Origin of the sequence: Promicromonospora iranensis, assembly GCF_028994775.1 — a bacterium.
Lineage (GTDB): Bacteria > Actinomycetota > Actinomycetes > Actinomycetales > Cellulomonadaceae > Promicromonospora > Promicromonospora iranensis_A.
Map to the genome: position 1 here is coordinate 42,470 of NZ_JAJQMN010000001.1, position 24,661 is coordinate 67,130.

At 70.6% G+C, this 24,661-nt stretch carries 23 protein-coding genes; 2 read left to right on the forward strand and 21 right to left on the reverse strand.

The features are described 5' to 3' along the window. Positions 1-57: 57 nt before the first annotated feature. The 18 genes from LUU90_RS00200 to hrpB form a co-directional block, all read right to left on the reverse strand. Positions 58-642, reverse strand: a complete 585-nt coding sequence (locus tag LUU90_RS00200) for an adenine phosphoribosyltransferase (protein WP_275001176.1) — start codon at positions 640-642, stop codon at positions 58-60. A 10-nt stretch (positions 643-652) separates the two neighbouring features. Beyond that, positions 653-1,744 (reverse strand): protein translocase subunit SecF, encoded by a 1,092-nt coding sequence (secF, locus tag LUU90_RS00205; RefSeq protein WP_275001177.1) that lies wholly within the window; start codon positions 1,742-1,744, stop codon positions 653-655. Beyond that, on the reverse strand, positions 1,744-3,600 hold the full coding sequence (secD, locus tag LUU90_RS00210; protein ID WP_275001178.1) for a protein translocase subunit SecD: 1,857 nt from the start codon (positions 3,598-3,600) through the stop codon (positions 1,744-1,746). The genes secF and secD overlap by 1 nt, the downstream gene beginning before the upstream one ends. An 81-nt stretch (positions 3,601-3,681) precedes the next feature. Beyond that, positions 3,682-4,113: a preprotein translocase subunit YajC gene (yajC, locus tag LUU90_RS00215; protein WP_275001743.1), complete on the reverse strand. Its 432-nt coding sequence runs from the start codon at positions 4,111-4,113 to the stop codon at positions 3,682-3,684. A gap of 145 nt (positions 4,114-4,258) precedes the next feature. Next, on the reverse strand, positions 4,259-5,371 hold the full coding sequence (gene ruvB / locus LUU90_RS00220) for a Holliday junction branch migration DNA helicase RuvB (protein ID WP_425596153.1): 1,113 nt from the start codon (positions 5,369-5,371) through the stop codon (positions 4,259-4,261). Next, on the reverse strand, positions 5,364-5,999 hold the full coding sequence (gene ruvA, locus LUU90_RS00225; RefSeq protein ID WP_275001179.1) for a Holliday junction branch migration protein RuvA: 636 nt from the start codon (positions 5,997-5,999) through the stop codon (positions 5,364-5,366). The genes ruvB and ruvA overlap by 8 nt, the downstream gene beginning before the upstream one ends. Positions 6,000-6,159: 160 nt before the next feature. Then, positions 6,160-6,726 (reverse strand): crossover junction endodeoxyribonuclease RuvC, encoded by a 567-nt coding sequence (ruvC, locus tag LUU90_RS00230; protein WP_275001180.1) that lies wholly within the window; start codon positions 6,724-6,726, stop codon positions 6,160-6,162. A 110-nt stretch (positions 6,727-6,836) separates the two neighbouring features. Next, positions 6,837-7,598: a YebC/PmpR family DNA-binding transcriptional regulator gene (locus LUU90_RS00235; RefSeq protein ID WP_275001182.1), complete on the reverse strand. Its 762-nt coding sequence runs from the start codon at positions 7,596-7,598 to the stop codon at positions 6,837-6,839. Between the two features lie 68 nt (positions 7,599-7,666). Next, the gene (pdxT, locus tag LUU90_RS00240; protein ID WP_275001183.1) at positions 7,667-8,302 is read right to left on the reverse strand and encodes a pyridoxal 5'-phosphate synthase glutaminase subunit PdxT; all 636 of its coding nucleotides are present in this window, start codon (positions 8,300-8,302) and stop codon (positions 7,667-7,669) included. Between the two features lie 57 nt (positions 8,303-8,359). Further along, the gene (locus LUU90_RS00245) at positions 8,360-8,779 is read right to left on the reverse strand and encodes a hypothetical protein (RefSeq protein WP_275001184.1); all 420 of its coding nucleotides are present in this window, start codon (positions 8,777-8,779) and stop codon (positions 8,360-8,362) included. Then, positions 8,776-9,417 (reverse strand): hypothetical protein, encoded by a 642-nt coding sequence (locus LUU90_RS00250; protein WP_275001185.1) that lies wholly within the window; start codon positions 9,415-9,417, stop codon positions 8,776-8,778. The genes LUU90_RS00245 and LUU90_RS00250 overlap by 4 nt, the downstream gene beginning before the upstream one ends. Continuing rightward, positions 9,414-10,097 (reverse strand): hypothetical protein, encoded by a 684-nt coding sequence (locus tag LUU90_RS00255; RefSeq protein ID WP_275001186.1) that lies wholly within the window; start codon positions 10,095-10,097, stop codon positions 9,414-9,416. The genes LUU90_RS00250 and LUU90_RS00255 overlap by 4 nt, the downstream gene beginning before the upstream one ends. Further along, positions 10,094-10,795 carry a signal peptidase I gene (locus LUU90_RS00260; RefSeq protein ID WP_275001187.1) on the reverse strand — a complete coding sequence of 234 codons (702 nt, stop codon included), beginning with the start codon at positions 10,793-10,795 and terminating at the stop codon, positions 10,094-10,096. Before LUU90_RS00260 ends, LUU90_RS00255 begins: the two co-directional genes overlap by 4 nt. 13 nt (positions 10,796-10,808) lie before the next feature. After that, positions 10,809-11,348, reverse strand: a complete 540-nt coding sequence (locus LUU90_RS00265; protein WP_275001188.1) for an alternate-type signal peptide domain-containing protein — start codon at positions 11,346-11,348, stop codon at positions 10,809-10,811. A gap of 377 nt (positions 11,349-11,725) precedes the next feature. Continuing rightward, positions 11,726-12,292, reverse strand: coding sequence for an NUDIX hydrolase (locus LUU90_RS00270; protein WP_275001189.1), 567 nt, complete (start codon positions 12,290-12,292; stop codon positions 11,726-11,728). A 137-nt stretch (positions 12,293-12,429) separates the two neighbouring features. Continuing rightward, complete coding sequence (locus tag LUU90_RS00275; protein ID WP_275001190.1) at positions 12,430-13,200, reverse strand: ABC transporter ATP-binding protein; 771 nt, start codon at positions 13,198-13,200, stop codon at positions 12,430-12,432. An 11-nt stretch (positions 13,201-13,211) separates the two neighbouring features. Beyond that, positions 13,212-15,650: an ABC transporter permease gene (locus LUU90_RS00280; protein WP_275001191.1), complete on the reverse strand. Its 2,439-nt coding sequence runs from the start codon at positions 15,648-15,650 to the stop codon at positions 13,212-13,214. Between the two features lie 156 nt (positions 15,651-15,806). Further along, positions 15,807-18,332, reverse strand: coding sequence for an ATP-dependent helicase HrpB (gene hrpB, locus LUU90_RS00285; RefSeq protein ID WP_275001192.1), 2,526 nt, complete (start codon positions 18,330-18,332; stop codon positions 15,807-15,809). Between the two features lie 128 nt (positions 18,333-18,460). On the opposite strand from hrpB, the gene LUU90_RS00290 reads away from it, so the two are divergent. Beyond that, positions 18,461-19,246 carry a helix-turn-helix transcriptional regulator gene (locus LUU90_RS00290; protein WP_275001193.1) on the forward strand — a complete coding sequence of 262 codons (786 nt, stop codon included), beginning with the start codon at positions 18,461-18,463 and terminating at the stop codon, positions 19,244-19,246. 39 nt (positions 19,247-19,285) lie between these two features. Here the strand turns inward: LUU90_RS00290 and LUU90_RS00295 are convergent, their stop codons facing one another. Beyond that, a complete protein-coding gene (locus tag LUU90_RS00295) occupies positions 19,286-19,726 on the reverse strand; it encodes a hypothetical protein (RefSeq protein ID WP_275001194.1) in 441 nt (146 codons plus the stop codon). A gap of 63 nt (positions 19,727-19,789) precedes the next feature. On the opposite strand from LUU90_RS00295, the gene LUU90_RS00300 reads away from it, so the two are divergent. Further along, positions 19,790-21,340, forward strand: a complete 1,551-nt coding sequence (locus LUU90_RS00300) for an SDR family NAD(P)-dependent oxidoreductase (protein ID WP_275001195.1) — start codon at positions 19,790-19,792, stop codon at positions 21,338-21,340. A gap of 57 nt (positions 21,341-21,397) precedes the next feature. Here the strand turns inward: LUU90_RS00300 and LUU90_RS00305 are convergent, their stop codons facing one another. Further along, the gene (locus tag LUU90_RS00305; protein ID WP_275001196.1) at positions 21,398-22,057 is read right to left on the reverse strand and encodes a hypothetical protein; all 660 of its coding nucleotides are present in this window, start codon (positions 22,055-22,057) and stop codon (positions 21,398-21,400) included. Between the two features lie 15 nt (positions 22,058-22,072). Next, on the reverse strand, positions 22,073-24,658 hold the full coding sequence (locus tag LUU90_RS00310; RefSeq protein ID WP_275001197.1) for a CHAT domain-containing protein: 2,586 nt from the start codon (positions 24,656-24,658) through the stop codon (positions 22,073-22,075). Positions 24,659-24,661 lie beyond the last annotated feature (3 nt).

Consider the following 24,661-nt stretch of genomic DNA (forward strand, 5'->3'; position numbering starts at 1 on the left):
GGGTAGTACCCGGAGTCGCCAGTCTAGCCCTGGACCTCTATTCCCCGTACGTACGGCTCAGTCGCCGGACGACGTGCCTACCCGCAGGAGAGTATCGACGTTGTGGCCCTGAAGCCTGTCCCGGCCGTGGAGTGCCTCCAGCTCGAGCAGGAACGCCAGCCCGGCCACCACTCCCCCGCACTGCTCCACCAGCTGTGCGGCGGCCGCCGCGGTACCACCCGTGGCGAGAACGTCGTCGATGATCAGAACACGCGCACCAGGCGTAAGTGTTCCCGAGCGCAGCTCGATGGCCGCCGAGCCGTACTCCAGGTCGTACGACACGCTCTCGGTGGGCGGCGGGAGCTTGCCCGCCTTCCGCAGGGGCAGGAACCCCAGGCCGAGCGCGTGGGCGACGGGCGTGCCGAGCAGGAAGCCACGCGCCTCCATGCCGGCGACCACGTCCACGCCGTCCGCCAGGGCCAACCGGGTGAACGCCTCGATCACGTCGGCCAGCCCTTCGGCGTCGGCCAGGAGCGGGGTGATGTCCTTGAAGAGGATGCCCGGGGAGGGAAAGTCAGGGACGTCCACGATCAGGTCGCGAACGCGCGTCGCCCTCTCCGGCAACAAGCCGGAGAGGGCGACGTCGGTCAGGTCGTCTGCCACGAAGCGGAGCCTACCGGCGACGCTTGGGCTGAGCGGTATGTCCCCGGTGATGTCCGGGAACGAGCTGCGCGGAGCCGGACGCCGCGGCGGCCAGCACGCTCTCGTCGACGCCCTCGGCCGCGAGGCCCGCACGCAGGTCCATGACCTTCTTGGTGTGCGCGGCGATCTTGGGCTCGCCCTCGCGCAGCGCCACGTCGAGCGGCGTGGCCAGGAAGATGGACGACGTCGCGCCCACCGCGATGCCGACGAACAGCGACAGCGAGATGTCCTTCAGCGTGCCGGCCCCCAGGAGGAAACCACCCACGAAGAGGATGCCCGCGACCGGCAGCAGCGCCACCACCGACGTGTTGATGGACCGGACCAGCGTCTGGTTCACCGCGAGGTTCGCCCGCTCGGCGTAGGTGCTACGGGTCTGCTCGGTCAGGGCGACCGTGTTCTCGCGGACCTTGTCGAAGACGACCATCTTGTCGTAGAGCGAGAAGCCCAGGATGGTCAGGAAGCCGATGATCGTCGACGGCGTGACCTCCCAGCCGATCAGGGCGTACACGCCCGCGGAGACCAGCACGTCCGCGAGCATGGCCACGATCGCAGCCACCGACATGCGCCAGGCCCGGAAGTAGATGGCCATGAAGAGAGCCGCGGCGACGATGAACGTCACGGTGCCCCACAGGGCCCGCATGCTCACCGACTGGCCCCAGGTCGGGCCGATGAAGTTCGTCGTGACTTCCGACGCCTGCACGCCGTACGCCTGCGCGAGGCCGTCCTGGAGCTGGTTGGTCTGGTCGTTGTCCAGCTCCGAGACCTGCACCCGGACACCGTCCGTACCCACCCGGCTCACGTGCGGTTCCTGGCCGGGGGCCACCTCCGCGACGGCGTCGAGAGCGATGTCCTCGTCGGTGCTGGACACGCCCGAGACGGTGAACTCGGAACCACCACGGAAGTCGATACCGAGGTTGAGGCCCTGGAAAACGAGCACCAGGATCGACGCAGCCGAGAAGAGGCCGACGATCGAGAACCAGAGACCCCTCTTCTGGACGATCGGGTAGGACCGTCGCCCCGTGTAGAGGTCGTTGCCCCACTGGGCGAAGCCGCCGCGAGCCATCAGTGCTTCTCCTCGTTCTGAGCCGCTTCGGCGGCAGCCTTGCGCTCGGCGGCACGCCGCTCCGCGATAGTCATCCTGCGGCCGTCCTCGGCGACGCGCGGCGCGTTGCTCACGGACTGTGCCGAGACCAGCTCACGCTCCCGGTCGGGCGCGTCGGCGACGGGGGCATCGGCGACCTCGGCCGTCGAGCCCGAGAACCGCCCGGCGCCCCGGTACCGCGGTGCGACGTCGAGACGGTCGGGCGAGAGGCCCGACCACTTGTGCCCGTCGCGGAAGAACGGCACCTTGGCCAGGAGCTCCATGACCGGGTGGGTGAACCAGATGACCACCATGACGTCGATGATCGTGGTCAGACCGAGGGTGAACGCGAAGCCGCGCACCCCGCCGACGGTCATGAAGTACAGGATCACCGCGGAGAGCAGGTTCACTGCCTTGGCCGCGTAGATGGTGCGGCGAGCTCGGAGCCAGCCACGCTGGACGGCAAGCCGGAGCGTGCGCCCGTCACGTAGCTCGTCCCGAATACGTTCGAAGTACACTATGAACGAGTCCGCGGTGAAGCCGATGGCCACGATCAGACCGGCGATACCCGGCAGGGACAGGCGGTAGCCCATCCCCCAGCTCAGGAGCGCGATCACCACATAGGTCATCGCCCCTGCCACGATCAGCGACATGACGGTCAGCAGACCGAGGGTGCGGTACTGGAACATCGAGTAGACGACGACCAGTGCCAGGCCGATGAGGCCGGCGAACAGACCGCGCTGCAGCTGCTCGGAACCGAGCGTCGCCGAGATCTGGTTCTGACCCTCCACCTCGAAGGTCAGCGGCAGCGAGCCGAAGCTCAGCTGGTTGGCCAGCGTCGCCGCCGAGTCCCTGGTGAACGAGCCGGAGATGCTGGCCTGTCCGTTCGTGATCGGCTGGTTGCTGCTCGGTGCCGACACGATCAGGCCGTCCAGCACGATGGCGAACTGGTTGCGCGGCGGCTCGAGCGGCGTCAGGCGCTCGGTGGTCTCGCGGAACTTCGTCGTGCCCTCGGAGTTGAAGTCGAGGCTGACGCCCCAGGTGTTGGAGACGCTGCCGTTCGCGCCCGGGATCAGACCGGACGTGGCGGAGGTCAGGTCGGTGCCGTCCACCTCGACGGGACCGAGGATGTACTTGGCCGAACCGACCTGGTCACACGTGACGAGCAGCAGGTTCGGGTTGTCGCCGCCACCGCCCTCGCGGTTCTTCGGGTCGGTGCAGTCGAGCGCGTCGAACGCCGCCTGGACCGACGGCGTGATCTGCGCCAGGTCGGACGGGTCGGTCGCCGACTCGATCGCCTCCTCCTGCTCGGCGATCTCCTTCTTCGTCGGCTGGTCGGCCGCGGCGCCGTCCTCGGCAGCCGCGTCGTCGGCAGCGTCGCCGGACGGGCTCGCCGAGGGCTGCGCCGTGGGGATCGGGTTGCCGATCGTGAGGACCGGGCGGAACTTCATCTGCGCGGCCTGGGAGATCAGCGCGACGGTCTCGTCGTCCACCTCGCCGGGGATCTCGACCACGATCTGGTTGTCGCCCTGGCTCGCGATCTCGGCCTCGGTGACGCCGTTGGCGTCCACCCGCTGCCGGATGACACCGATGGCCTCTTCCATCGCCTCCGGGGTCACCTCGGACCCGTCGGAGGTGACGGCCTTCAGGATGACCTGGGTACCGCCCTGCAGGTCAAGAGCCAGGCCAGGGGCCAGGCTCGCTCCGTCAGGATTGTCGCTCGACTTACCGTCGAACTGCCAACCAGCCAGGAGGGCGCCGAAGGGCAGCAGGATCGTCAAGATCGTCAGGAGCACGATCGTGCGAACCGGCCGCGAGCGCCGGGTGTCAGTCGCCAACGTCTGTCTCTTCTCGTGTGCGCACCGGGGTACGTCCGGTGCGGGTTCGGCGCCGCCCGGGGTTACCGGACGGCGCGGCCGTCACTTGCCGTCCGCGTCAGCGTCCCGCCGCTGCTGCTCCTGGTACTCGCGCTTGGCGGTGTCCAGGTCTGACAGGTCGTCGGGAACGTCCTTCGCGTCGGGGCTGATCGTACTTGCCGTTTCGCCCTCTGCTGTGACATCGGACTCATCGGACGCGTCGTCGAGGTCCGCGTCGTCGGCGACGGGCTCCTCGATCTTCTTGGAGATGGCGGCGCGGAGCCAGGTGGTGGGGCTGCCCGGGAAGGACTCGATGGTCACCTGGTCGTTCGCGTCGTCGACGTCGAGAACGGTGCCGATCATGCCGGAGGCGGTCATGACCTTGGTCCCGACCGTGAGGTTGTTGCGGAACTCCGCGGCCTCGCGCTGCTGCTTGCGGGTGCGGGAGGACATGAAGAACATCACCACGAGGAGGATCGCGACGAGAATGAGCATTTCCACGGTAAGGGTCCCTGTTCGATTGCTGTGTCGGATGAGCCGCGCTCGCATGCGTCGCGCAAGTACGACGAGGATCCAACCCAGTGTAGTGCTCGGGGTCGAATCCTCGGGCGCCCCGGCGAGGGGCGCCACATGATCAACGTCAGGGCTCCAGCAAAGTTCCCGATCCCGGGCCCGGGCCGGGCGTCCAGGTTGCCGATCCGGGTGCCGGAGGGGGCGGGGTGAGCCCCAGGTGCTCCCACGCCGCGGGGGTGGCGACGCGCCCTCGGGGGGTGCGCCCGATCAGGCCCTCGCGCACGAGGTAGGGCTCCGCGACGGTCTCGACCGTCTCGGCCTCCTCGCCCACGGTCATGGCCAGCGTGCTGAGCCCGACGGGTCCGCCACCGAACCTGGTGCACAGCGCGGTGAGCACCGCGCGGTCGAGGCGGTCCAGACCGATGGGGTCCACCTCGTAGACCTCGAGGGCGGACCGTGCGGCGTGCAGGTCGAGGCGTCCGTCGCCGCGGACCTGCGCCCAGTCGCGCACGCGGCGCAGCAGCCGGTTGGCGATGCGGGGGGTGCCGCGGGAGCGGCCGGCGATCTCGTGCGCGGCAGCGTGCTCCAGGTGCACGCCGAGCAGCCCGGAGGAGCGCAGGATCACGCGCTCCAGCTCCTCGGGCGAGTAGTAGTCCATGTGCCCGGTGAACCCGAAGCGGTCACGCAGCGGGGCGGGCAGCAGGCCGGAACGCGTGGTCGCGCCGACGACGGTGAACCGGGGCAGCGCCAGCGGGATCGCGGAGGCGCCGGCGCCCTTGCCGACGATGACGTCGACGCGGAAGTCCTCCATCGCGACGTAGAGCAGCTCCTCGGCGGGCCGGGCGAGGCGGTGGATCTCGTCGATGAACAGCACGTCCCCCTCCTCGAGCGAGGACAGGACGGCGGCGAGGTCGCCGGCGTGCTGGATCGCCGGGCCGCTGGTGAGCCGCATGTGCGACTCCAGCTCGCCCGAGATGATCATGGCGAGGGTCGTCTTGCCGAGTCCGGGCGGGCCGGACAGGAGCACGTGGTCGGGCGGGTTGCCGCGCGCGATCGCCGCCTGGAGCACGAGCGAGAGCTGGTCGCGCACGACCCGCTGGCCGACGAAGTCGTCGAGCCGCTTGGGCCGGAGCGCCGCCTCGGCGGCGCGCTCGATCTCGTCGGCGCTCGGCGCGACGATGCGGTCCCGCTCGCCGGTCGAGCCCGTTCCGGTGGCCGAGCCTGTGGAGACCTCAGCCACGGTGGCCTCCCAGCAGACGCAGCGCGGAACGGAGCGTGGCGGCGACCTCGTCGGCGGCTATCGCGTCGGTCCCCGCCTCGGCGAGCACCTTCGCGACGGCGTCCTCGGCCTGCTTGGCGGGCCAGCCCAGGCCGGCGAGAGCCTCGACGACGCGCTCGGAGTGGTCGCCGACGTTCCCGGCGGGTCCTGCCGCGGAGCCGTCGACCGCGCCCGCGGCCGCCCCGGACGGCGGCCCGAGCCGGTCGGCCAGCTCCAGGACGATGCGCTGGGCGCCCTTCTTGCCGATCCCCGGGACGCGGGTCAGCGCGGCGAGGTCCTCGCCCGCGACGGCGCGGCGCAGCGCGTCCGGCGTGTGCACCGCGAGCATCGCGAGCGCCAGGCGCGGCCCGACGCCGGAGACGGTCTGCACCACCTCGAACACGTCCCGCTCGTCGGGGTCCGCGAACCCGTACAGCGTCATGGAGTCCTCACGGACCACCATGCTCGTCGCGACCCCAGCCGTCTCGCCGACGCGCAGCCCGGCCAGCGTCGTGGGCGTGGCGTGCACGAGGTAGCCGACACCACCGACGTCGACCACCACACGGTCCAGGCTCACGTGGGCCACGGTTCCCGTCAGCGAGGCGATCACGGGCTCCTCCTTCTCGGGTCCTGGATGAGGGCTCGGTGGTCCAGCTCGCCGAGACCCACTCGAACGTTCGTGCGACGACCCTAACAAGTCCGGCCGCCCCGCTGCCCGTGCCACGCCGCCGATCACCGGTCGTGCGGCAGCGCCGACCGCCGCCGGGCGCTCAGCGGCGAGGGCGCTGCTTCGCCGCCTGTTCCGCGGCGGCCCAGGCGCGCTGCGCGGGGGTGAGCTCGTGCCGGTCTCCGCCCTGCAGGGCGCCGGAGGGCCGCCACAGGTGGCAGACAGCGAGGGCGAGCGCGTCGGCGGCGTCGGCGGGCCGCGGCGCCTCGTCGAGGTCGAGGATGCGCGTGATCATGGTCGTGACCTGCGCCTTGTCGGCGCGGCCCGATCCGGTCACCGCGGCCTTCACCTCCGACGGCGTGTGGAGGGCGACGGGCACGCCCCGGCGGGCCGCGGCCACCATGGCCAGGCCCGCCGCCTGGGCGGTCCCCATCACCGTGCCGACATTGTGCTGGGCGAACACCCGCTCGACCGCGACGACGTCGGGCACGTGCTCCTCGAGCCACGCATCCAGTCCCTCAGCGATCTTCAGCAGCCGCAGGTCGGTGGACAGGTCCGGTTCGGAGCGGATCACGCCGACCGCGACCATCCGTGCCCGCCGTCCGGGCAGGGAGTCGACCACACCGATTCCACACCTGGTCAGGCCGGGGTCGACCCCTAGAACGCGCATGGCGTCAGGTTCTCATGGCGCCGGGCGAGGTCTTGACAGGCTCGACCAACGGGTGCGGCCCGGCCTGCGCAGTGGGCCGGACCCGCAACGCGGTCAGACAAGCAGAGCCGTCACTCCTCTTCGTCGAGAGCGGCCATGACCTCGTCGCTCGCGTCGAAGTTCGCGTAGACGCTCTGCACGTCGTCGCTGTCCTCGAGCGAGTCGATGAGGCGCATGATCTTGCGGGCGCCCTCGACGTCCACCTCGACCTGCATGGACGGGTGGAAGATCACGTCGGCGGAGTCGTACTCGATGCCGGCTTCCTGGATGGCCGTTCGCACGGACACCAGGTCGGTGGCCTCGGTCAGGACCTCGATGACCTCGCCCTGGTCCGTGACGTCCTCCGCGCCGGCGTCGAGCGCGGCGAGCATGACCTCGTCCTCGCCCACACCCTCGGTCTTCGGCACCACGATCAGGCCCTTGCGGGAGAACAGGTAGGAGACCGAGCCCGGGTCGGCGAGGTTGCCGCCGTTGCGGCTGAACGCCAGGCGCACCTCGGAGGCCGCGCGGTTCTTGTTGTCGGTGAGGCACTCCACCAGGACGGCGATGCCGTTGGTGCCGTAGCCCTCGTACATGATCGTCTGGTAGTCGACGGCGTCGGCGCCCTCGCCCGAGCCACGCTTCAGCGCGCGCTCGATGTTGTCGTTCGGCACGGACGACTTCTTCGCCTTCTGCACCGCGTCGAACAGCGTCGGGTTACCGGCGAGGTCGCCGCCGCCGGTACGAGCCGCGACCTCGATGTTCTTGATCAGCTTCGCGAAGAGCTTGCCGCGCTTGGCGTCGATCGCGGCCTTCTTGTGCTTGGTCGTGGCCCACTTGGAGTGACCTGACATGCCTCTACCTGACTCCTTGCATTTCCGATGGCTCTAACAGTGGCGTCGAACGGTAGCGGGGAAACCGCTCAGCCGCCCGCAACCATGCCGACGAACAGCCCGTGCACACGCGTGTCCCCCGTGATCTCGGGGTGGAATGCGGTGGCGAGCAGCGGTCCCTGCCGTGCTGCGACGATCCTACCGGCGGCCGCCACAGGACGGCCCTGCGTATCCACAGCGGGGATCCGCGCCAGCACCTCGACGTCGCGCCCGGCCTCCTCGATCCAGGGGGCGCGGATGAACGCGGTGCGCACCGGGTCGCCGGACCCCGCGTCGGAGATGCCGACGAAGTCGAGGTCGGTCTCGAAGGAGTCGACCTGCCGCCCGAACGCGTTGCGCCGCACGACGACGTCCATCCCGCCCACCGTCTGCTGGTCGGCCGTGCCGTCGAGGATCCGGTCGGCGAGCAGGATCATCCCGGCGCACGAGCCGTACACCGGCAGCCCCTCCTTGATCCGCGCCTGCAGCAGGTCGCGCAGCTCGAAGATGCGCAGCAGCTTGTCGATGGTCGTCGACTCCCCGCCGGGGATCACGAGCCCGTCGACGGCGGCCAGCTCGGCCGGACGCCGCACGGACACGGCACGCGCGCCCACGGACTCCAGGGCGGTCAGGTGCTCACGGACGTCGCCCTGCAGGGCGAGGACTCCGACGGTTGGTGCTGTCACAGCATTCCATCCTATGCGCCACGGTCAGGGTCGACCGCCACGGGCCGGGGGCACCTGTCACAGGCAGACACCCACCGCGAGCGCCACCACCGTGTACGTGCGGGAGTTCGACGGTACCGACGTCCAGGTGGTCGCTGCGAACTGCCGCTGCACCTCGACGTAGAACGTCCCGCTGGTGATGACCCCTGTGGCCTGGAACTGGGTGGTTCCCGCCGGCAGGGTCTGCGTGCTGGCACCGCCCGCACCGAAGTGCGCCACGTAGCCCGTGGCACCAGGGACCGCGGTCCAGGTGAAGGTCACCGACCCGACCCCGAGCGTGCCACAGCTCGTGGTGGTCGTCGGGATCGTTCCCGCGCTGAGTGCGCCGGTCGCGACGGTCGCCGTGTCCGCCCACGCGGCCCAGGCCGGGCCACGCGGGACGGCGACGGCCAGGAGGAGCACCAGGGCAGCGACGACCGCGAGCGCCGCCCGTCTCACGGCGTGCCCGCCTGTCTCGCCGTGAACAGGAACGTCGCCGCGGTGGACGCGCCCTGGACCGACGACGGTGCGCCGGGGCTGAGACCGAGCACGGCACAGAGCGTCACGGTCGTACCGGACGCCACCCGCACCGGGCCCAGCGCCGGTGTCGCAGTGGTCGTCACCGGTGCCGTCGCGCGGGAGACCGTCCCCGTACAGGTTCCCGTGCGCAGGCCGTTCGTCGTGGTGTTCGTCGCGGAGCCGCCCGTGGTGGTGCTCAGGAGGAGGCTCTGGCCCAGCGCCGCGGTCGACGAGGTGACCGTCGCGGAGACGTCGACTGCCGTCGTACCGGAGCTGCGCAGGACGACGGTGCGGGCGACACTCTCGCCGGGCAGCATGCCGGTGAGCCCCAGCGCGGTGTACGTCCACGTCCCGCCGGGACCGGCCAGCTGCTCCGCGCCCGTCACCGGTCCGACCGTGAGGTCCAGGCTGCCCGCGGTGATCTGCTCGGGGGTGACCGTCCCCGTGCCACCCCACCAGGCCCACGCCGCCACGGCGCCTGGCATCAGCAGGGCCAGGGCGAGGGCGGTGAGCCCGCGCCGCCAGGCGGTGGTCCGCCGTTCGCGGCGCGACGAGGACGGGCGTTCCGGCTCGGTCATGGTCCGGCCTCGCCATGGTCCAGCCTGCGTCCGCGCCGCTCCCGGAGCAGCAGGAGCATGCTCCCGGCCAGCACGGCGGCCACCGCCGCGATCGTGTGCGCCAGCAGGTTCGCGCCGGTGCGGGGCAGAGCGTCCGGCCCTTCCGCGGCAGGAACCGACCCGCCGTCCTCCCCCGGGTCCGTCGCGGAGAGGAAGACTGCGACGCCGAGGCGCGCGGTCCGCAGCTGCGAGGCGTTCGTCGCGGCAGGGTCGAGCTCGACCCGGATGCCGATCGGTAGCTCCTCGCCTGGTCGCAGGTCGGTGATCATGGACCGGGGACCGTCGCTCCACGAGCCGGACCCCGTCCGGACGCGCACGTCCAGCTCCTCGACCAACGGGTCGCCCGCGCCGTCCGGACCGCCGTCGACGTGAACCGTCACGGCGGCCGTCGCGTTCTCCTCGGACACGTTGCGCGCGTACAACGTCCCCGTCACGGCGTCGCCGGGCACCCAGACCAGGTCCGGGTCGAGCAGCGGTGTCGTGACGTCCGGCGTCCACGTGGTCCCGTCGACGCTCAGGACCAGCCGGTCGTCTGCCGCGGCGGGTACCGCCGTCGGCACCGCGGCGTGCGCCGGGCGCACCGCCGCGGCCGACAGCACGAGGAGCACGGCGACCAGGGCTGCCCGTCGTCGGCGCGTCATCGTCCGCCTCTGTCGCCAACGCGGCGGGCCGGCTCGGATCGGTCGCGCCACTCGGTCGGGCCGTCCCCGGCTCGCCGAGCGGGCCCGTCGCCGTCGGCCACCCCAGAGCCGACGGCGACGGGCGCTACGGGGGCCCGTGCGGACCGCTCGCGGGCGGCGCCGAGCTCCTGCCATCCCGCGTAGCCGAGCAGCAGGACCGCGGCGATCGCGCCGATCGCCTTGCGCTCGCCGGTGAACGCGCCGGCGACGTGGCCGAGGTGCGGCACCTGGTACCAGACGGCACCGCGCACCTGGACGTCGCGCACGGGCTGCGCGTCGGGCACGTCGTTCGCGTCGCCCTGGGTCAGGTAGGTGCGCTCGCCACCGATCGTCATGCCGATGCCCACCACCCGGTGGGTCACGAGCCGCTCCTGCCCCGAGCGGAGCTGGTAGGTGATCACCGAGCCGGTGCTGATCCGTTCCGGCTCCACGGGGCGCGAGACGACCAGCGTGCCGACCGGCAGGCTGGGCTCCATGGAGTCGGTGAGCACCACGTAGGGCGTCGCGCCGGCCGCCCGGGGCACGATCACCCCGAGCACGAGCACCGCGCCCGCCACGGCGATGACGACGGCAGCCAGCCCGCGCACCGCGTGCCGTGTCACGGCCTGCACCGTCTCGTCCGTCTCGTCCGCCTCGTCCGCGCTCGGGGCCCCGTCCACGCTCGCGGTGCGGTCAAGGTGTCGTCGGGGCGAGGTGCGCCTGTGTGACCTGCACGGTCACGTCCTCCAGGCTCGCGGTCAGCGCCTGCGTGTCGTTGCCGGAGTCCTCCGGGAAGGTCGCCGCGACGGTCACCACCAGGTCGGAGGCCGCCTCCACCGCCACCGGGTCGGTCAGCGGAAGGGTGAGCTCCGTGCCGTCGAGCGTCGCACCGTCCACCGCCACCTCCAGCGCACCGGTGAGCGCGTTCGTCTCCGCCCAGGTCGGGGCGGAGACCGTGATGTCGCCCAGCGCGAGATGGTCGCCCGTGCCCCCGACGGTCAGTGCGCAGTCGGCGGTCACGGTGTCGCCCGGCACGATGCCCCCGGCGACGGTGCCCCCGCCGTCGAGCGTCCAGGCGCCGCACGTCCCGTCGGTCACGGTGAGCGTCCCCGAGGTGACGTCGGTGCCGGTCGCGAGTCCTTCGTCGGTCCAGAACGCCAGGGTCCCGGCTCCGCCGAGGAGCAGTACAGCGGCGCCGCCGGTAGCCAGCGCTGCCTTGGTCAGTCTTTCCATGACTGGAACCTCCCGTGGTGGTTGCCCCCGTGCCACCACATAAACAGCCTCCGGCACAAAGCGCGCGGCGTATCGCCGCACTTTTATGTTTTCACCGGCATTCCCGGATAAATACTGCCAGATATGACCGCTCGGCCCCGTAGTGGACCGGTTACAGCCCTCATGAAAACGAATGGATCAGGGCGGCGACACCCTGTCCGGGGAGAAGACTCCGCTCCGACATTTCAGCGATACACACCGGAGAAAGAGGACGACCAGCGCCCATTCTTCATATCAAGAAATGGCCCGGCATCGCTGCTATACCCCGGAGATAAAGAAAGGAGGCGGGCTCATCAATGCACAACGATGGATACGCCAGTGGCGTCGCGCAGACCGCTCTAATCGTCGAACTGCTCGCCCAGGTGCCGCACCTGCCCGTCCCAGCCCGCCACGAGCCGGTCGACGACGTCAGGCAGCTCCGGTGGGAACACCTCCAGCGGCTGCTCGCGCAGCTCGTCCGCCGTCAGCCAGGCCATCTCGTCGAGCAGCTCGCGCTCGGCGGCGGTCCAGCCGGCAGTCGTCACCTCCACCGCCTCCGGCGTCCGCGCGAGGTAGAAGACCTCGTACTGGCGGCACGTCTCGGCGAAGAACTCGAAGATGCCGGTCCGCGTGAGCACGGGACCGACCAGGTCACCCGCGTCCAGCGCGATACCCACCTCCTCGTAGGTCTCCCGCAGCGCGGCCTGCTCCGGGGACTCACCCGCGTCGATGCCACCGCCCACCGTGAACCACCAGGACCGTTCCGGCTGGTTCACGTCGTGCCCGCGCACCACGAGCACCCGGCCGTCGGCATCCATCAGGATGACGCGCGCCGCCGAACGCTCCCGGATGCCGTCCGGGCCCGGCACCCAGTCGTCCCCGAGGGACGTGGTGCCGGGGCCGTCGGCCGGTGAGGCAGACGTCACCAACGGCGCTCCGCCGGGCGGACGGGCACCGGCTCCTCCTCGACGCTGATCGGAGCTGTCGCTTCGCCAAGTCATGCGGACGACCCTACGTTCACAGCGGGCAAGGTCCCGCACCGACGATTCTCCAACGGCTCGGATCAGAAGCCCAGGTCCCTGAGCCACGCCAGAAGGACGTCCTCGCGCCGGTGTGCCGTGTCAGGCTCCCAGCGCCCGATCTCACGCGCGGCCACGACAGCGCCGTCGCGCAGGTAGATGACGCGCTCGCCACGGACGGCGACACCGGGGTCGTGGGTCACCATGACGATCGTGGTGCCGCCGCGGTGCACCTCGGTGAACGCATCCATGACCTCGGCGGTCTTGCTGCTGTTCAGCGCGCCCGTGGGCTCGTCCGCGAACAGCACGGACGGTTCGCCGGCCAGCGCCCGGCAGATCGAGGCGCGCTGCAGCTGCCCACCCGAGACCTGGGTGATCCCGTGACTCCTGACGGGCGCGATGCCGAACCGCTCCATCAACGCGTCCACCCGCGAGATCGCGGCCTCCCGGCCGTGCCTGGGTGCCGCCTTGAGAGCAGGCAGGAGGATGTTGTCCCGCACGTTCAGGTTGCTCAGGAAATGCGGCTGCTGGAACACGAAACCCATCCGGGTCAGACGGACCTTGCTCATCTCCGTGTCACCGAGCGAGGTGAGCTCCCGACCCTCCAGCGTGACGCTCCCGCTGGTGGGCCGGTCCATGCCGCTGATGCTGTACAGCAGCGTGGACTTCCCGGACCCGGACGTGCCCATGACGACGAGGAACTCTCCGGCACGGACGGACAGGTCGATGCCGCGCAGGACCTCGGTCGGCGGTTCGGTGGAGAAGTACGTCTTGCTCAGCTCGTGTGACTCCAAGGTCACCGCTGCCTGGTTCATGAGTCGTCCCCTCATCGTCGGATCCATTCGCTCTTGTCGGCACGCCGGACGCCGGACGTGAGCACGGCGACGCCGAAGTACCCCGCCCCGAGCAGGAGCAGCGGGTACAGCACGTACACGAGCCACGGGTTCGGGATGAACGTCAGATCCGTGATCCCGAGCTGGACGGCGGTCAGAGCAGCGCTCGCCAGCGACTGCCCCGCAGTGGCCGCGAACACCACACCCGCCGCCGTTCCAGCGGCCACCGCCAGGAGCGTCTTGGTCCGCACCTGCCCCACGAGCTCCTGGGCCGCGAACCCGATCGCGGACAGCACGCCCATCGTCGACCGGTCGCGTGCGAGCCGGAGCTTGAGGAACAGGCTCGTGATGAGCACCACAACCCCGAGGCCGAACACGAGCGCGACCCACGCCGCGCCCCGCATCGAGTCGGTCAGGACCGCCATGGTCTCCCGCACGTACTCCTGGGTCGGCTTCACGCCCGCCGTCGGGAACTGTTCGTCGTACTCGTCGGCGATCCCGCCGGGGTCCGCCCCGCCGTCCGCCAGATCACCCGCCAGGTCCGCGAAGACGGTGTAGGCCGCCGCGCCCTCGGTGACCTCGCCCGACATCTTGGCGGTCTGCCCGCCGCTGGTGATGTCCTGGTAGATCCCGCTCACCTGCACGGTGATCGGCTTGTCACCGTCGTGGATCGTCAGCTCGTCCCCGACCCCCACCCCGTACTTGTCCGCGTTGAGGACCGACAGCGCGATCTGGCCGTCCCGCGGCAGGCCACCCTGGCTGAACCGGATGCCTTCGTCATCGGGCCGGTTCCCGACCTCGACGCGCAGTCTCGCCGGCCCGTCCTCGCTGTCGGCGGTGTAGTCGACGTAGGCGTAGGAGCGCACGTCGGTGAGGCGGTCGTCGTCCGCCATCGCGGCGACCAGCCGGTCCTTGACGCCGTCGACGTCCTCCTGGAACTGCACGTCCGCGCGCAGATCACGCTCCGGCACACCCATGTAGGTGACGAACCGCGGGTCCTCGAACGTGCTGACCATGTTGGCCGGGAGCGTGATCAGTACCGCCGTCAGGCCGAACACCACCGGCAACAACACCCACGCCCGGCCCTCGGCCCGCAGGTCGAGCAGGGCCAGGCGCCGGTTGACACCCGCACCGGAGGACGACGCCAGCCCGGTCCGGCGCACCCAGCGTGCCCGTTGCCTCGCGCGGCGGGCGGCCTGCTTCTCGTCGAGGGTGCTGCCGTGCACGAGGGCGTTCACGACCTCGATCCTCCGCACCCCGCGCAGAACGCCTCGGCAGATGCCGACGACGATCAGGTAGACGGCGGCGAGCGCGATCAGCGGCACCAGGAACGTCCAGACACCCACCGGCGCCTGTGCGTAGTTCGTCTGGATGCCTTGCGTCAGCAGGTTCGCCGCGATGATCGCGAGCAGCCCGCCGACGACGCAGCCGACCACCGCCAGGATGCTGTACTTCGTCAGGTAGAGCCTGGAGATCTCGCGGTCCGGGATGCCGATCGCCTTCATCGCACCGATCTCGTGGACCTCGTCCTCCAGCGTTCCCCGGATGACGAAGCGCAGGTTGAGCAGTGCGATCGCGATGAGGACCAGGCTGACGAACACCAGCGCGAACGCGACGAGGCCGTCGCCGATCATGCTGATGATCCGAAGCTGTGGGCCCGTGACCACCTGGCCGTTCGTCGGTAGTCCGCCCGCGCCCTCGTACGCCGTCTGCATCGCGTTCGCGTCACCGCCTGCCGCGAGCCGGTACTCCACGATGATCTCCGGCGTCGCTCCTCCGGCCCGTCCCAGCGCTTCGAAGTCCTCGGGGTGGATCAGGAACCGGGACGACGGCGAGAGCGAGGCCCCCATCTGCGCGTCCTTGACCTCTCCCCGCACCTCGAGCTGGTGGGGCCCGGAGGCGGTCCGGATCGTGAGGACGTCCCCCGTCGTGAGCCCGTACTGCTTCTGGTAGAGGACCGGGACGTACACCTCGCCGGCTGCCGGTTCCACGACGGCCCCGGTCCGGTCGACCAGAAAGTCGAACTCCGTGTTCTGGGTGACGAAGAGGTTGTCGATCCGGCTGGCGGCCAGGTCACCGGTCTCGCCGGTGCCCGGGCGGGACCAGGACAGGGAGGCGCTGTCGTAACCGAGCATCTCCTCGACGAGCCATGCGTCGATCTCGGACTCGTGGTCCGCCGCGAACCGCGTCAGCGCCGCCGGGTCGTACTCCCCCTTGTGCATCTGCAGGAGGTCCGGGGGCTTGCCCTGCTCGGACAGCCGGCTGATGGAGCCGGCCAGCCTCTCGAGGACCATGGAACCCGTCGCCATGAGAAAAGCGCTGAGGACCAGGGTGACGACCAGGGCTGCATTGATGCCCTTGTTCTTGACCAGGTCGTTGTACGCGTACCGAAGGTAGAGCCGCTCCTCGTTCTCCACCGCGATGCTCCGCATCCTGGGAATCTGTGACGACGTCTGCGTCTGGACGCCTTCATCCTGTCCCGGATGCTGCCCGGAAAGTATGGGTTCCTTCCCTGACGGAACCCTGGTTCTGCCCCGCCGAACCCTCACCACCGGTCACCGCGGACCCCGGCCAGCCTCCCGGGGAGGTCACTGGCGAGGCTTGACCCGCTTCGTGGGGGCGGCGGCGAGCGGATCCTCCGGCCACGGATGGCGGGGGTAGCGCCCCCGCAGGTCGGCGCGGACCTGGGGGTAGCCCTGCTTCCAGAACGAGGCGAGATCGCTCGTGATCGCGACCGGGCGCCGTGCGGGCGACAGCAGGTGCAGGACGACCGGGACCCGACCGTCCGCGACGGTCGGGGTGGCGGTCCAGCCGAAGACCTCCTGCAGCTTCACCGCGAGGACCGGCGGCTCGACGCCGTCGTACCCGAGCCGCACCTCGGAGCCCGACGGAACCTTGAGCCGTTCCGGTGCGAGCTCCCCGAACCGGCCGGCCGCGGGCCAGGGCAGCAGTCGCCGGAGCGCCGACGCCACGTCGATGCGGGCGAGGTCGCGCGCACCTCGCACCGACGCGAGCTCGGTACCGAGCCACTCGTCAAGACCGGCCAGCAGCGCGTCGTCGTCGACCGCGGGCCAAGGTGCGCCGAGATGGGCGTGGCAGAACGCGAGCCGCTCCCGCAGAGCGAGCGCGGCCTCCGACCACCGCAGCACGGACAGGCCCTCGCGCCGGATGCCGTGGCGGACGGCCGCCTGGACGAGCGACGGGTCAGGCCTCGCCAGCGGGACGTCCTTGAGCACGATCGCGCCGAGCGCCTCGACGCGCCGTGTCACGATCCGGCCGTCGTCCCAGCGGATGTCGTCGGTGGTCGTGACGAGGTCGCCCGCGACGTCGCGGGCGGTCTGCTCGTCGATCGGCGCCGCGGAACGGATCCTGGCGTCGGCACGCCCGGGAGCCCGGTCAGCGACCGCGATCGCCAGCCAGGGTGAGGTCCGCAGGGGCGACTGCGGATCCAGGGCGGCGCCCGTACCGCCGGACATCTGGTACGTCGTCGAGTCCGTCCCCCGCGCCCGCGCGATCCGGTCCGGATACGCCAGCCCCACCACGATCCCCACCGCCTGATCGTCCGGTACGCCGCGCGTTCCCCGGCCGGCCGGCCCACGCGACGTGCCGCCGGACGTCGCCCCTCGGCCGAGTCGCTTCGTCTCTTCGCGCCAGCGGGCCGTCGCTCCGCGGTCATCACCGCGGCGCAGTGCCCTGAGGCGGGCCGGCAGATCATCGCCGAAGGCTCGGCCGGAGTCGTCCGAGAGCATCGCGACGATCTCGCGGGCGCGGTCGGCGCCGACCCGCGGTGTCCCGTCCAGCAACGCACGAGCCCACCGGGGATGCGCCCCGATCGCCGCCATCCGCCTGCCTCGTTCGGTGATCCGGCCGTCGTCGTCCAGGGCGTCGATGCGACGCAGCAACTCGGTGGCCGCGGTCATCGCCGCCACCGGCGGCGCGTCGAGCAGGATCAGACCGGCGCCGGCGGGCGCGCCCCACGCCGCGAGCTCGAGGGCGAAGGCGGCCAGGTCGGCGATCGCGATCTCCGGCGCCGCGTGGTCGTCGAGACGCGCGTGGTCGGTGGCGGACCAGCACCGATAGACGCGCCCAGGACCCTCCCGCCCGGCACGACCCGCACGCTGGTCGGCCGACGATCTCGAGACCCGGCAGGTCACCAGTGCGCCGAGGCCACGGGACTGGTCGGTGCGCGGCTCCCGGGCAAGACCCGAGTCGACCACGACGCGGACCCCGGGCACGGTCAGCGAGCTCTCCGCGACCGACGTCGTCACCACGATCCGACGGGTGACGGCCGGCGCCAGCGCGCGGTCCTGCTCAGCCCGCGACTGACGACCGAACAACGGCAGGACGTTCAGACCCGACAGCCGGCGGGTCACACCGTTGATCTCGGCCTCGCCGGGGACGAACACGAGGATGTCGCCGTCGTTCTCGGCCAGCGCGCGCCGGACGACGTCCGCGACGTGATCCAGCAGGCGCGGGTCGACGCGCCCACCGGGAAGCAGCGGCGCGGGAACGGGCGGTGGGGCCCACTCGACCGCCACCTCGAACAGGGCGGCGGATGCGGTGATCACGGGCGCCGGGACGTCCGTGCCCAGTGCGCGGCTCAGCCGGACCGTGTCGGCAGTGGCCGAGGTCGCGACGATCGACAGGTCCTCCCGGAGATTCGCCCGGACGTCGACGGCGAGCGCGAGCAGCAGATCGGCATCCAGGTGCCGCTCGTGGCACTCGTCGATCACGATCGCCGAGACGCCCGGCAGCTCCGGGTCCTGCTGCAGACGCCGGACGAGGAGCCCTGTCGTCACCACCTCGACCCGGAGCCCCGTGCCGCCGCTGCGTTCACCGCGCATCGCGTAGCCGATCCGCTGCCCGAGCGGCTCGCCGGCCAGCATCGCCAGCCGGTTCGCCGCCGCACGGGTCGCCATCCTCCGCGGCTCGGCGACGATGACCGTCCCCCCGAGCGCGTCGGCCAGCGCGAGCGGCAGCAGCGAGGTCTTGCCCGATCCCGGCGGCGCGACCAGCACCGCGGTCCCGCGCGACCGCACCGCGTCGACCGTGGCGGGCAGAACCGCCCGGACGGGCAGGTCCGCCCCCGGCACCGACGGTTCAGGTAGCAGCACGCCCCGACGCTAACCGATTCCAGGAGGGCTGACCGACAACTTTCCTGTCCTGACGTTCGTCGCTCTGCTAGAAACGTCCACAGGACGGTACCGGGCTTTCGAGGGCCGCAGAGGGCATGAGGAGACCGATGAACCAGCGTGCGCTGCTCAACATGGATTTCTCCGCGTACGTGGACTGCGGAAGGTTCCCGCGCCCGGGACGGCTCCGCGTGCTCGACCAGCTGGCTCGGCTCCAGACCGAACGCTCACGGGTCAGCCGCGCCATGGAACGCGGACAGCGGGTCGCGGCGCGCTTCGTCGGACGCGGCACGATCGCCATCAATCGGAACATGGCCCTCGAGGTGCCGTCCTGGCGGACTCTCGAGTCGATCCGCAACTCGGGCACCATCGGCCAGCTCGCCGTGAGCCTTCCGAACAACACGGTGGTGATGGAGAACGGCCTCCGCATGACCAGCATCTGGCACTTCGACGCCCTGGACCCGGAGGTGCGGCTGATCCTGTCCGCCGAGGACCCGGCGACATACTTCTTCGGCTACGCACCGGTGCAGCTGAAGATCATCGACAACGCTGAGGTGTTCCTCGACGGACCGACGATCCGCGGCGAACCGACAGTGATGGCTGTCCGGGACGCGGCCTGCCTGGATGCCGCCCGCGGCTACTGGGACGCGGTGCGCAGCACGATGTATCCGTGCGCCGCCGAGGCTCCGACGGTCGACGGCCTGTCGGAACGCCAGCGGCGCGTCGTCACGCTCATGCTCACGTGCCCGTCGGACGAGCAGATCGCCCGGCGGCTCGGGCTGAGCGTCCGGACGGTGCGAACCGAGGTCGCAGCGGTCCTCGACCTGCTCGACGCGCCGACGCGGTTCGTAGCAGGGGTGCGGCTACGGGAGTACCTGAGCGCCGCCACCGTGTGAACGGCCGCTCAGGTCGACGGGGCGCTCCCCGCGATGCGGTCAGCTACGTGGGCAGATGTACACCGACGGAGTGGTGACCCAGTCCCCGGTCACGGTGCCGGACCGGCGCCACTGCACGTACGTCTGCGCCCGGACGAGCTTGCGCGCGGAGGAACCGCAGGACCACGAGGTGGTGCGCTCGACGTCCTGCACGGCGGCCCAGCTGTCGGCGGGGAACTCGTCCCGGAGGTTCAACCAGCTGCCGTTGTAGTTGTACTGGAGGCGCACCTCGATGACCTGGACGCTGTAGTCGTTGCCATTGGCCGCGTCGGTCACCCGGGCATGAGCGTTGAACACGCCGGGGGACGACATCTCCACGTTGGCGCAGCGGACGACCTCTGTGCCCTCGCAGTTGTTCTTGACCTGTTCGGCCGACGCCGGCGGGGCGACGAGGATGGCTGTCCCCAGAGCGGCACCGAGTGCCGCGGTCAGAATACGCATGACCTGTCCGTTTTTTCGCATGACCGCAGTTCACACCCGTCGCCGGGGGCATGTTGCAGGATCATGCAGAACGGCAGGGCGGCGCCGGGGCCCGAGCGCCGGTTATCCTACGGCGTGCCAACGAAAGCGGGAATCGACCCGGAAGAGCTCGCCACCACCCTTCGGGTGCTGGGCAGTCTCAAGGACCTCGACCCCAACCATCCCGACGTCCAGACGGTCAAACGGGCGACCGGTTACATGTGGAAGCTGCTCAAAAAATCGCGGAAGGCCGCGGTCCGCGAGGAGCTTCAGGCGCACGACCGGAGCATCATCGAGCAGACGGCGACCGGTTCGGCGGCGCGGATCGACGACGAGACCGCGGGCATCCCGCTGGTCTCGACCGCACCGGGAGCGTTCGCCGGGGAGCTGCGCACCGCGCGCGGCTGCTACATCTGCAAGACGGACTACACCCTGGTCGACTCGTTCTACCACGGGCTGTGCCCCGACTGCGCCGCGAAGAGCCACACACGGCGTGACCAGCGCACGGACCTGACCGGACGCCGCGCCCTGCTCACCGGGGGCCGGGCGAAGATCGGCATGTACATCGCGCTGCGGCTGCTGCGCGACGGCGCCCACCTCACCATCACCACCCGCTTCCCGAAGGACGCGGTGCGCCGCTTCTCGGCGATGCCCGACGCCGCCGACTGGCTGCACCGGCTCAAGATCGTCGGCATCGACCTGCGTGACCCCACCCAGGTGATCGCCCTCGCCGACGACGTCGCCGCGGCGGGTCCGCTCGACATCCTGGTCAACAACGCCTGCCAGACGGTCCGCCGGTCCCCCGGGTCCTACTCGCAGCTCGTCACGGGCGAGTCGGCGCCGGTCGCCCCGCTCCCCCACGGGCTGGAAGCGCCGGAGATGGTCACGTTCGACCGCATCTCGGAGGCGCACCCTGCCGCGATCGCGGGCGCGCTGACCGCCCTGTCGGTCGCCCACCACGAGGGCCAGTCGCAGGACGACGCCGTCGCGATGCACAGCGCGGCGTCCCTGACGGCTCTGGCGCTCCGGGCAGGCTCGGCCTCCCTGGACGCCCACCTGGCCGGCACGGCCGTCGACGCCGGCGGGCTGCTCCCCGACATGCAGACGACCAACTCGTGGACCCAGGTCGTGGACGAGGTCGACCCGCTGGAGCTCCTGGAGGTCCAGCTCTGCAACGCGATCGCGCCGTTCCTGCTCATCTCCCGGCTGCGGCCCGCGATGCGGGCCGCGACGGCCAAGTCGCGACGCGGGTACGTCGTCAACGTCTCGGCGATGGAGGGGCAGTTCTCCCGCCGGTACAAGTCCGCGGGACACCCGCACACCAACATGGCCAAGGCTGCCCTCAACATGCTGACCCGGACCTCCGCGGAGGAGATGTTCGAGAAGGACCGGATCCTGATGACCGCGGTGGACACCGGGTGGATCACGGACGAGCGTCCGCACCAGGAGAAGCTGCGGCTCGCCGCCGAGGGCTGGCACGCACCCCTCGACCTGGTCGACGGCGCCGCCCGCGTCTACGACCCGATCGTCCAGGGCGAGGCCGGGACCGACCTGTACGGCTGCTTCCTCAAGGACTACGAGCCGTCGCCCTGGTAGGGACGTAGCAGCGGCGACGCGTCGGTTGGCCATCGCTCCCCGGCGCGTCGCCCTTGCTCAGACCAGCTGGACGCGCGTGTCGACGGCCGCCTTTCGCCTGAAGGGCACGAGGTTCTGGATGCCAGGCAGGCGCAGCCGGGCTCGCAGGGTCAGCGAGGCCACCACCGCCGTTCCTGCCGGCGCGCTGACAAGGAGGCGTAGCTCGCGGTTCGAGTGGAGGTAGTCCCCACCCTTGGCCATGAAGTCCCAGTAGGCCTTTCGGAAACCGGTGCCGGACGCCGTGACCGTCGGGAAGTAGATGGTCCGCTTCTGGGCGATCTCAGGTCCCAGCTCGACGTTCACGACGTTCACGACGGTGCTGAACGTCAGCCCCGCACCGACACGCGTCTCCATCTCCACCGCCTCCTCCTGGACCTCGCTCGGAACCATGTCCTCGACGATCCCCTCCGGCGTGTCCGAAAGATCGACCACGAGGCGTGACCAGGCAAATCTGCACTCCGGGTGAGCATGGACAACGAGCATCAGCCCGACGTCGTACGCGGCCCGGCCGGGTTCGCCCGTGGCGACGAGGACCGGTGAACGCAAGGCGAGCCCGATACGGTTCTCGCGTCCCATCACCTCGATCGCCCGATCTTCTATCGGTGAGTAGCGCGACCGGTCGATCTCCTCGTAGTCGGGCTCGAGCTCGAAGGTCTCGACGAGCCTGAAGTCGTCCATCTCTGTCCTCCCGTGTCAGATCCAGGATCCGAGGAGCACGAAGCCTGCCCATCGGTCGAGGCGCCCGTCGTCGTCACGAGCCTGAAGTGCGGCGCTCCGCAACGCCTCCGCCTTGGTCGATCCGTACTGGAGCGCTGAGTAGAACAGCGACATCAGGTTGCGCGTCGCCGAGTCCGGCACCCTCCAGAGACTGGCCAGGACCGAGGAGGCGCCGGCGAAGAGCAGCGCACGTGGAAGTCCCATCGGGTCCTCGGACTGGCGAGCCTGGTAGACGGCGCTCTCACAAGCGGACAAGGTGACGAGGCCGAGGTCCGCTGCCCGCAGCCTCAGGATCTCCCGGGCGGTCAGCGTGCGATCCGCCATACGGATCCCTGACGCCAACGGGTCCTCGGCGCTGAACTCCGCATGCGCTGCCACATGCACCAGACCTCCGCCGCCGAGTGCGGTCAGCAGGGCCGCGGCTGTCGCCCCCGCACCGATCCGCGGATCGGCGCCCCAGCGTCGCGCGAGCTCGAGAGCTTCGTCCCGAGCGCCCGGAAGATCGTCGGTGGGGTCGCCGAACACGGCGTGCCGGAGCGGCCTCTCGCGGTCGGCGCCGAGCCGCCAGGACCTGACGAGCGAGATGCTGGGGCTGAACACGATCGGGTTACGTGCGATCAGCACATCGTCCCCGAGCCGCACCGCACCGAGCGGCACGTTGTGCAGAGGACCGGCTGGAGCAAGGACGAGGGTGCTGCCGGGCTCGCACAGGTCGACGAGCGGCGCGACGACGTCGGCGAGCTCGTGATGAAACAGGTCTTCGAGGTCCTCGGCCAGCTCACGCACTCGTGAGGCGGAGCCGAAGTTGGCGGAGATGAAGCGTGTCAGCCGTGTGCGATCGATCCGGGACGAGGTGATGCGCACCTGTTCATCGGTGCTGCCGACGGCCAGCAGCGCGAGGGTCTCGTCGTCCTGGAAGAACAGGTTCACGGCGACGGCGCCGCCCGACGGTGCAGGTTCAGAACCGGCGAGCGCCAGGGAGACCTCAGCGGGCGCGGCCGGTCGCGCCTCGCGCACCGCGACGTACTCTCGGGCACGCGACCCCGAGGTTGCGATGGCTCGCCAGACGGATGCCAGGGCCGCCTCGGCGTCGTCGTACCTGTGCCAGAACGCGGCGTCGCGCTGCCTACTTTCTCTGAGAAGCCGGCGGTGCGCCAGAAGGTTGGCCTCGGCGGACGCCAGCTCGGAGGGGACCTCCGCGGGCGCAGCGAGAGGCACGTCGCCCGCCATGTCCAGGAACGTCCTGGCGCGGAGGGTTTCTATCGCTGCCCAGGCCGCGGCCTTGTGGTCCTGGGAACCTGTGGTCCGCGCGAGCTCGATCTGGACCTGGACCTGCGCCACGAGCGCCTGGCTTCGTTGCTCCTGTGCGGCGAGCCGGGAGGTCTCGTCGACGGCAGCGCCCCGCACCGTCTCACCAAGGTCCGTGGCGAGGTCGAGGAGCTCGGAGGCCCGTGCCAGATCTCCGGACTCGCGAAGGAACCCGGCAATCTCGAAGGCAAGGTCGAAACCGTCGTCGAGATCGATGACCCGATGGTGGCGCCCGTCCGACGCTGTCCAGACGTGTGGGTCCCCGGGCCGAGCATCCTGGCTGATGAGTTCGAGGGCGCTGATGTAGCGGTCGATAGCGGAGCCATGGCGTGGGGCCTTTCGGAGCACACGCGCCTCCGCAATCTCGATCCTCGCCAGGAGCCCGGACTTTCCACTCTCGGCGACGAGGTCCCGAGCCCTTGCAAGCGCTGCGAGCGCTGAACGTGGGACGCCGAGAGTGCCGTAGGTCTCTCCCAGCGAGCTCAAGGCCGCCGCGAGGATCCGCCCGTTGAAAAGGCCACCCTCGTCACGCTCCGCGACGTCAACTGCCGCCCGGAAGCTCGAGAGCGCCCTCTCAGGGTTTCCCTGGTCGATCCAGTACCTCCCCTTCTGCATGAGCTGGGCCGTCTCGCCGTTCGTCGACCGATCGTCGAGGCTGTGCTCGATCTCGAGGTGCCGGTAGTGCGCCGCCGCCCTCTCGTCGCCGACCTGCCAGGCTGCCCGCGCCAGGCTGCCGTAGAGGCTGGCTGCCCCGCTGCCGCCGCCCATCAGCCGCTCGACGGCAGGACGTTGCATGCTCCCGGAACGGCGACGTCTCTCCTGCTCCTGGTCGTGATAGCGCTCTGCCTCGCGCAGGAGCGCATAGGCGCGCTCGGCTGTGCCCTGCATGCCCGCCAGCTTGGCCAGGCCGCTGAGCGCGGCACAGATCAGGCTGTCCCTGCCTACCCCGAGCTGGTTGGACTCCGGCCCGTAGTCGTCTGGCAGCGACCGGGCGAGCTCGAGGTGTACCTCCGCCCACCGGCGCGCGGTGATGGTGTCGCGGTTGCCGTCTCGATAGGTGACGGACAGCGACTGCGCCGGCACGATCATGGCGAACCGTGCCTCGGTGGGCGCCGAGGCCATCCAGGACCCCAGCGCCCCCGACTCGGTGAGACGTATGAAGTCGGCGAAGACCGGATCGCGGAGCATCGCGTCCCTCAGCAGATCGCCGCGCTGCCTCCCTCCGGTGCCGCTCGGCGTGGGGTAGGAAGCCACCCG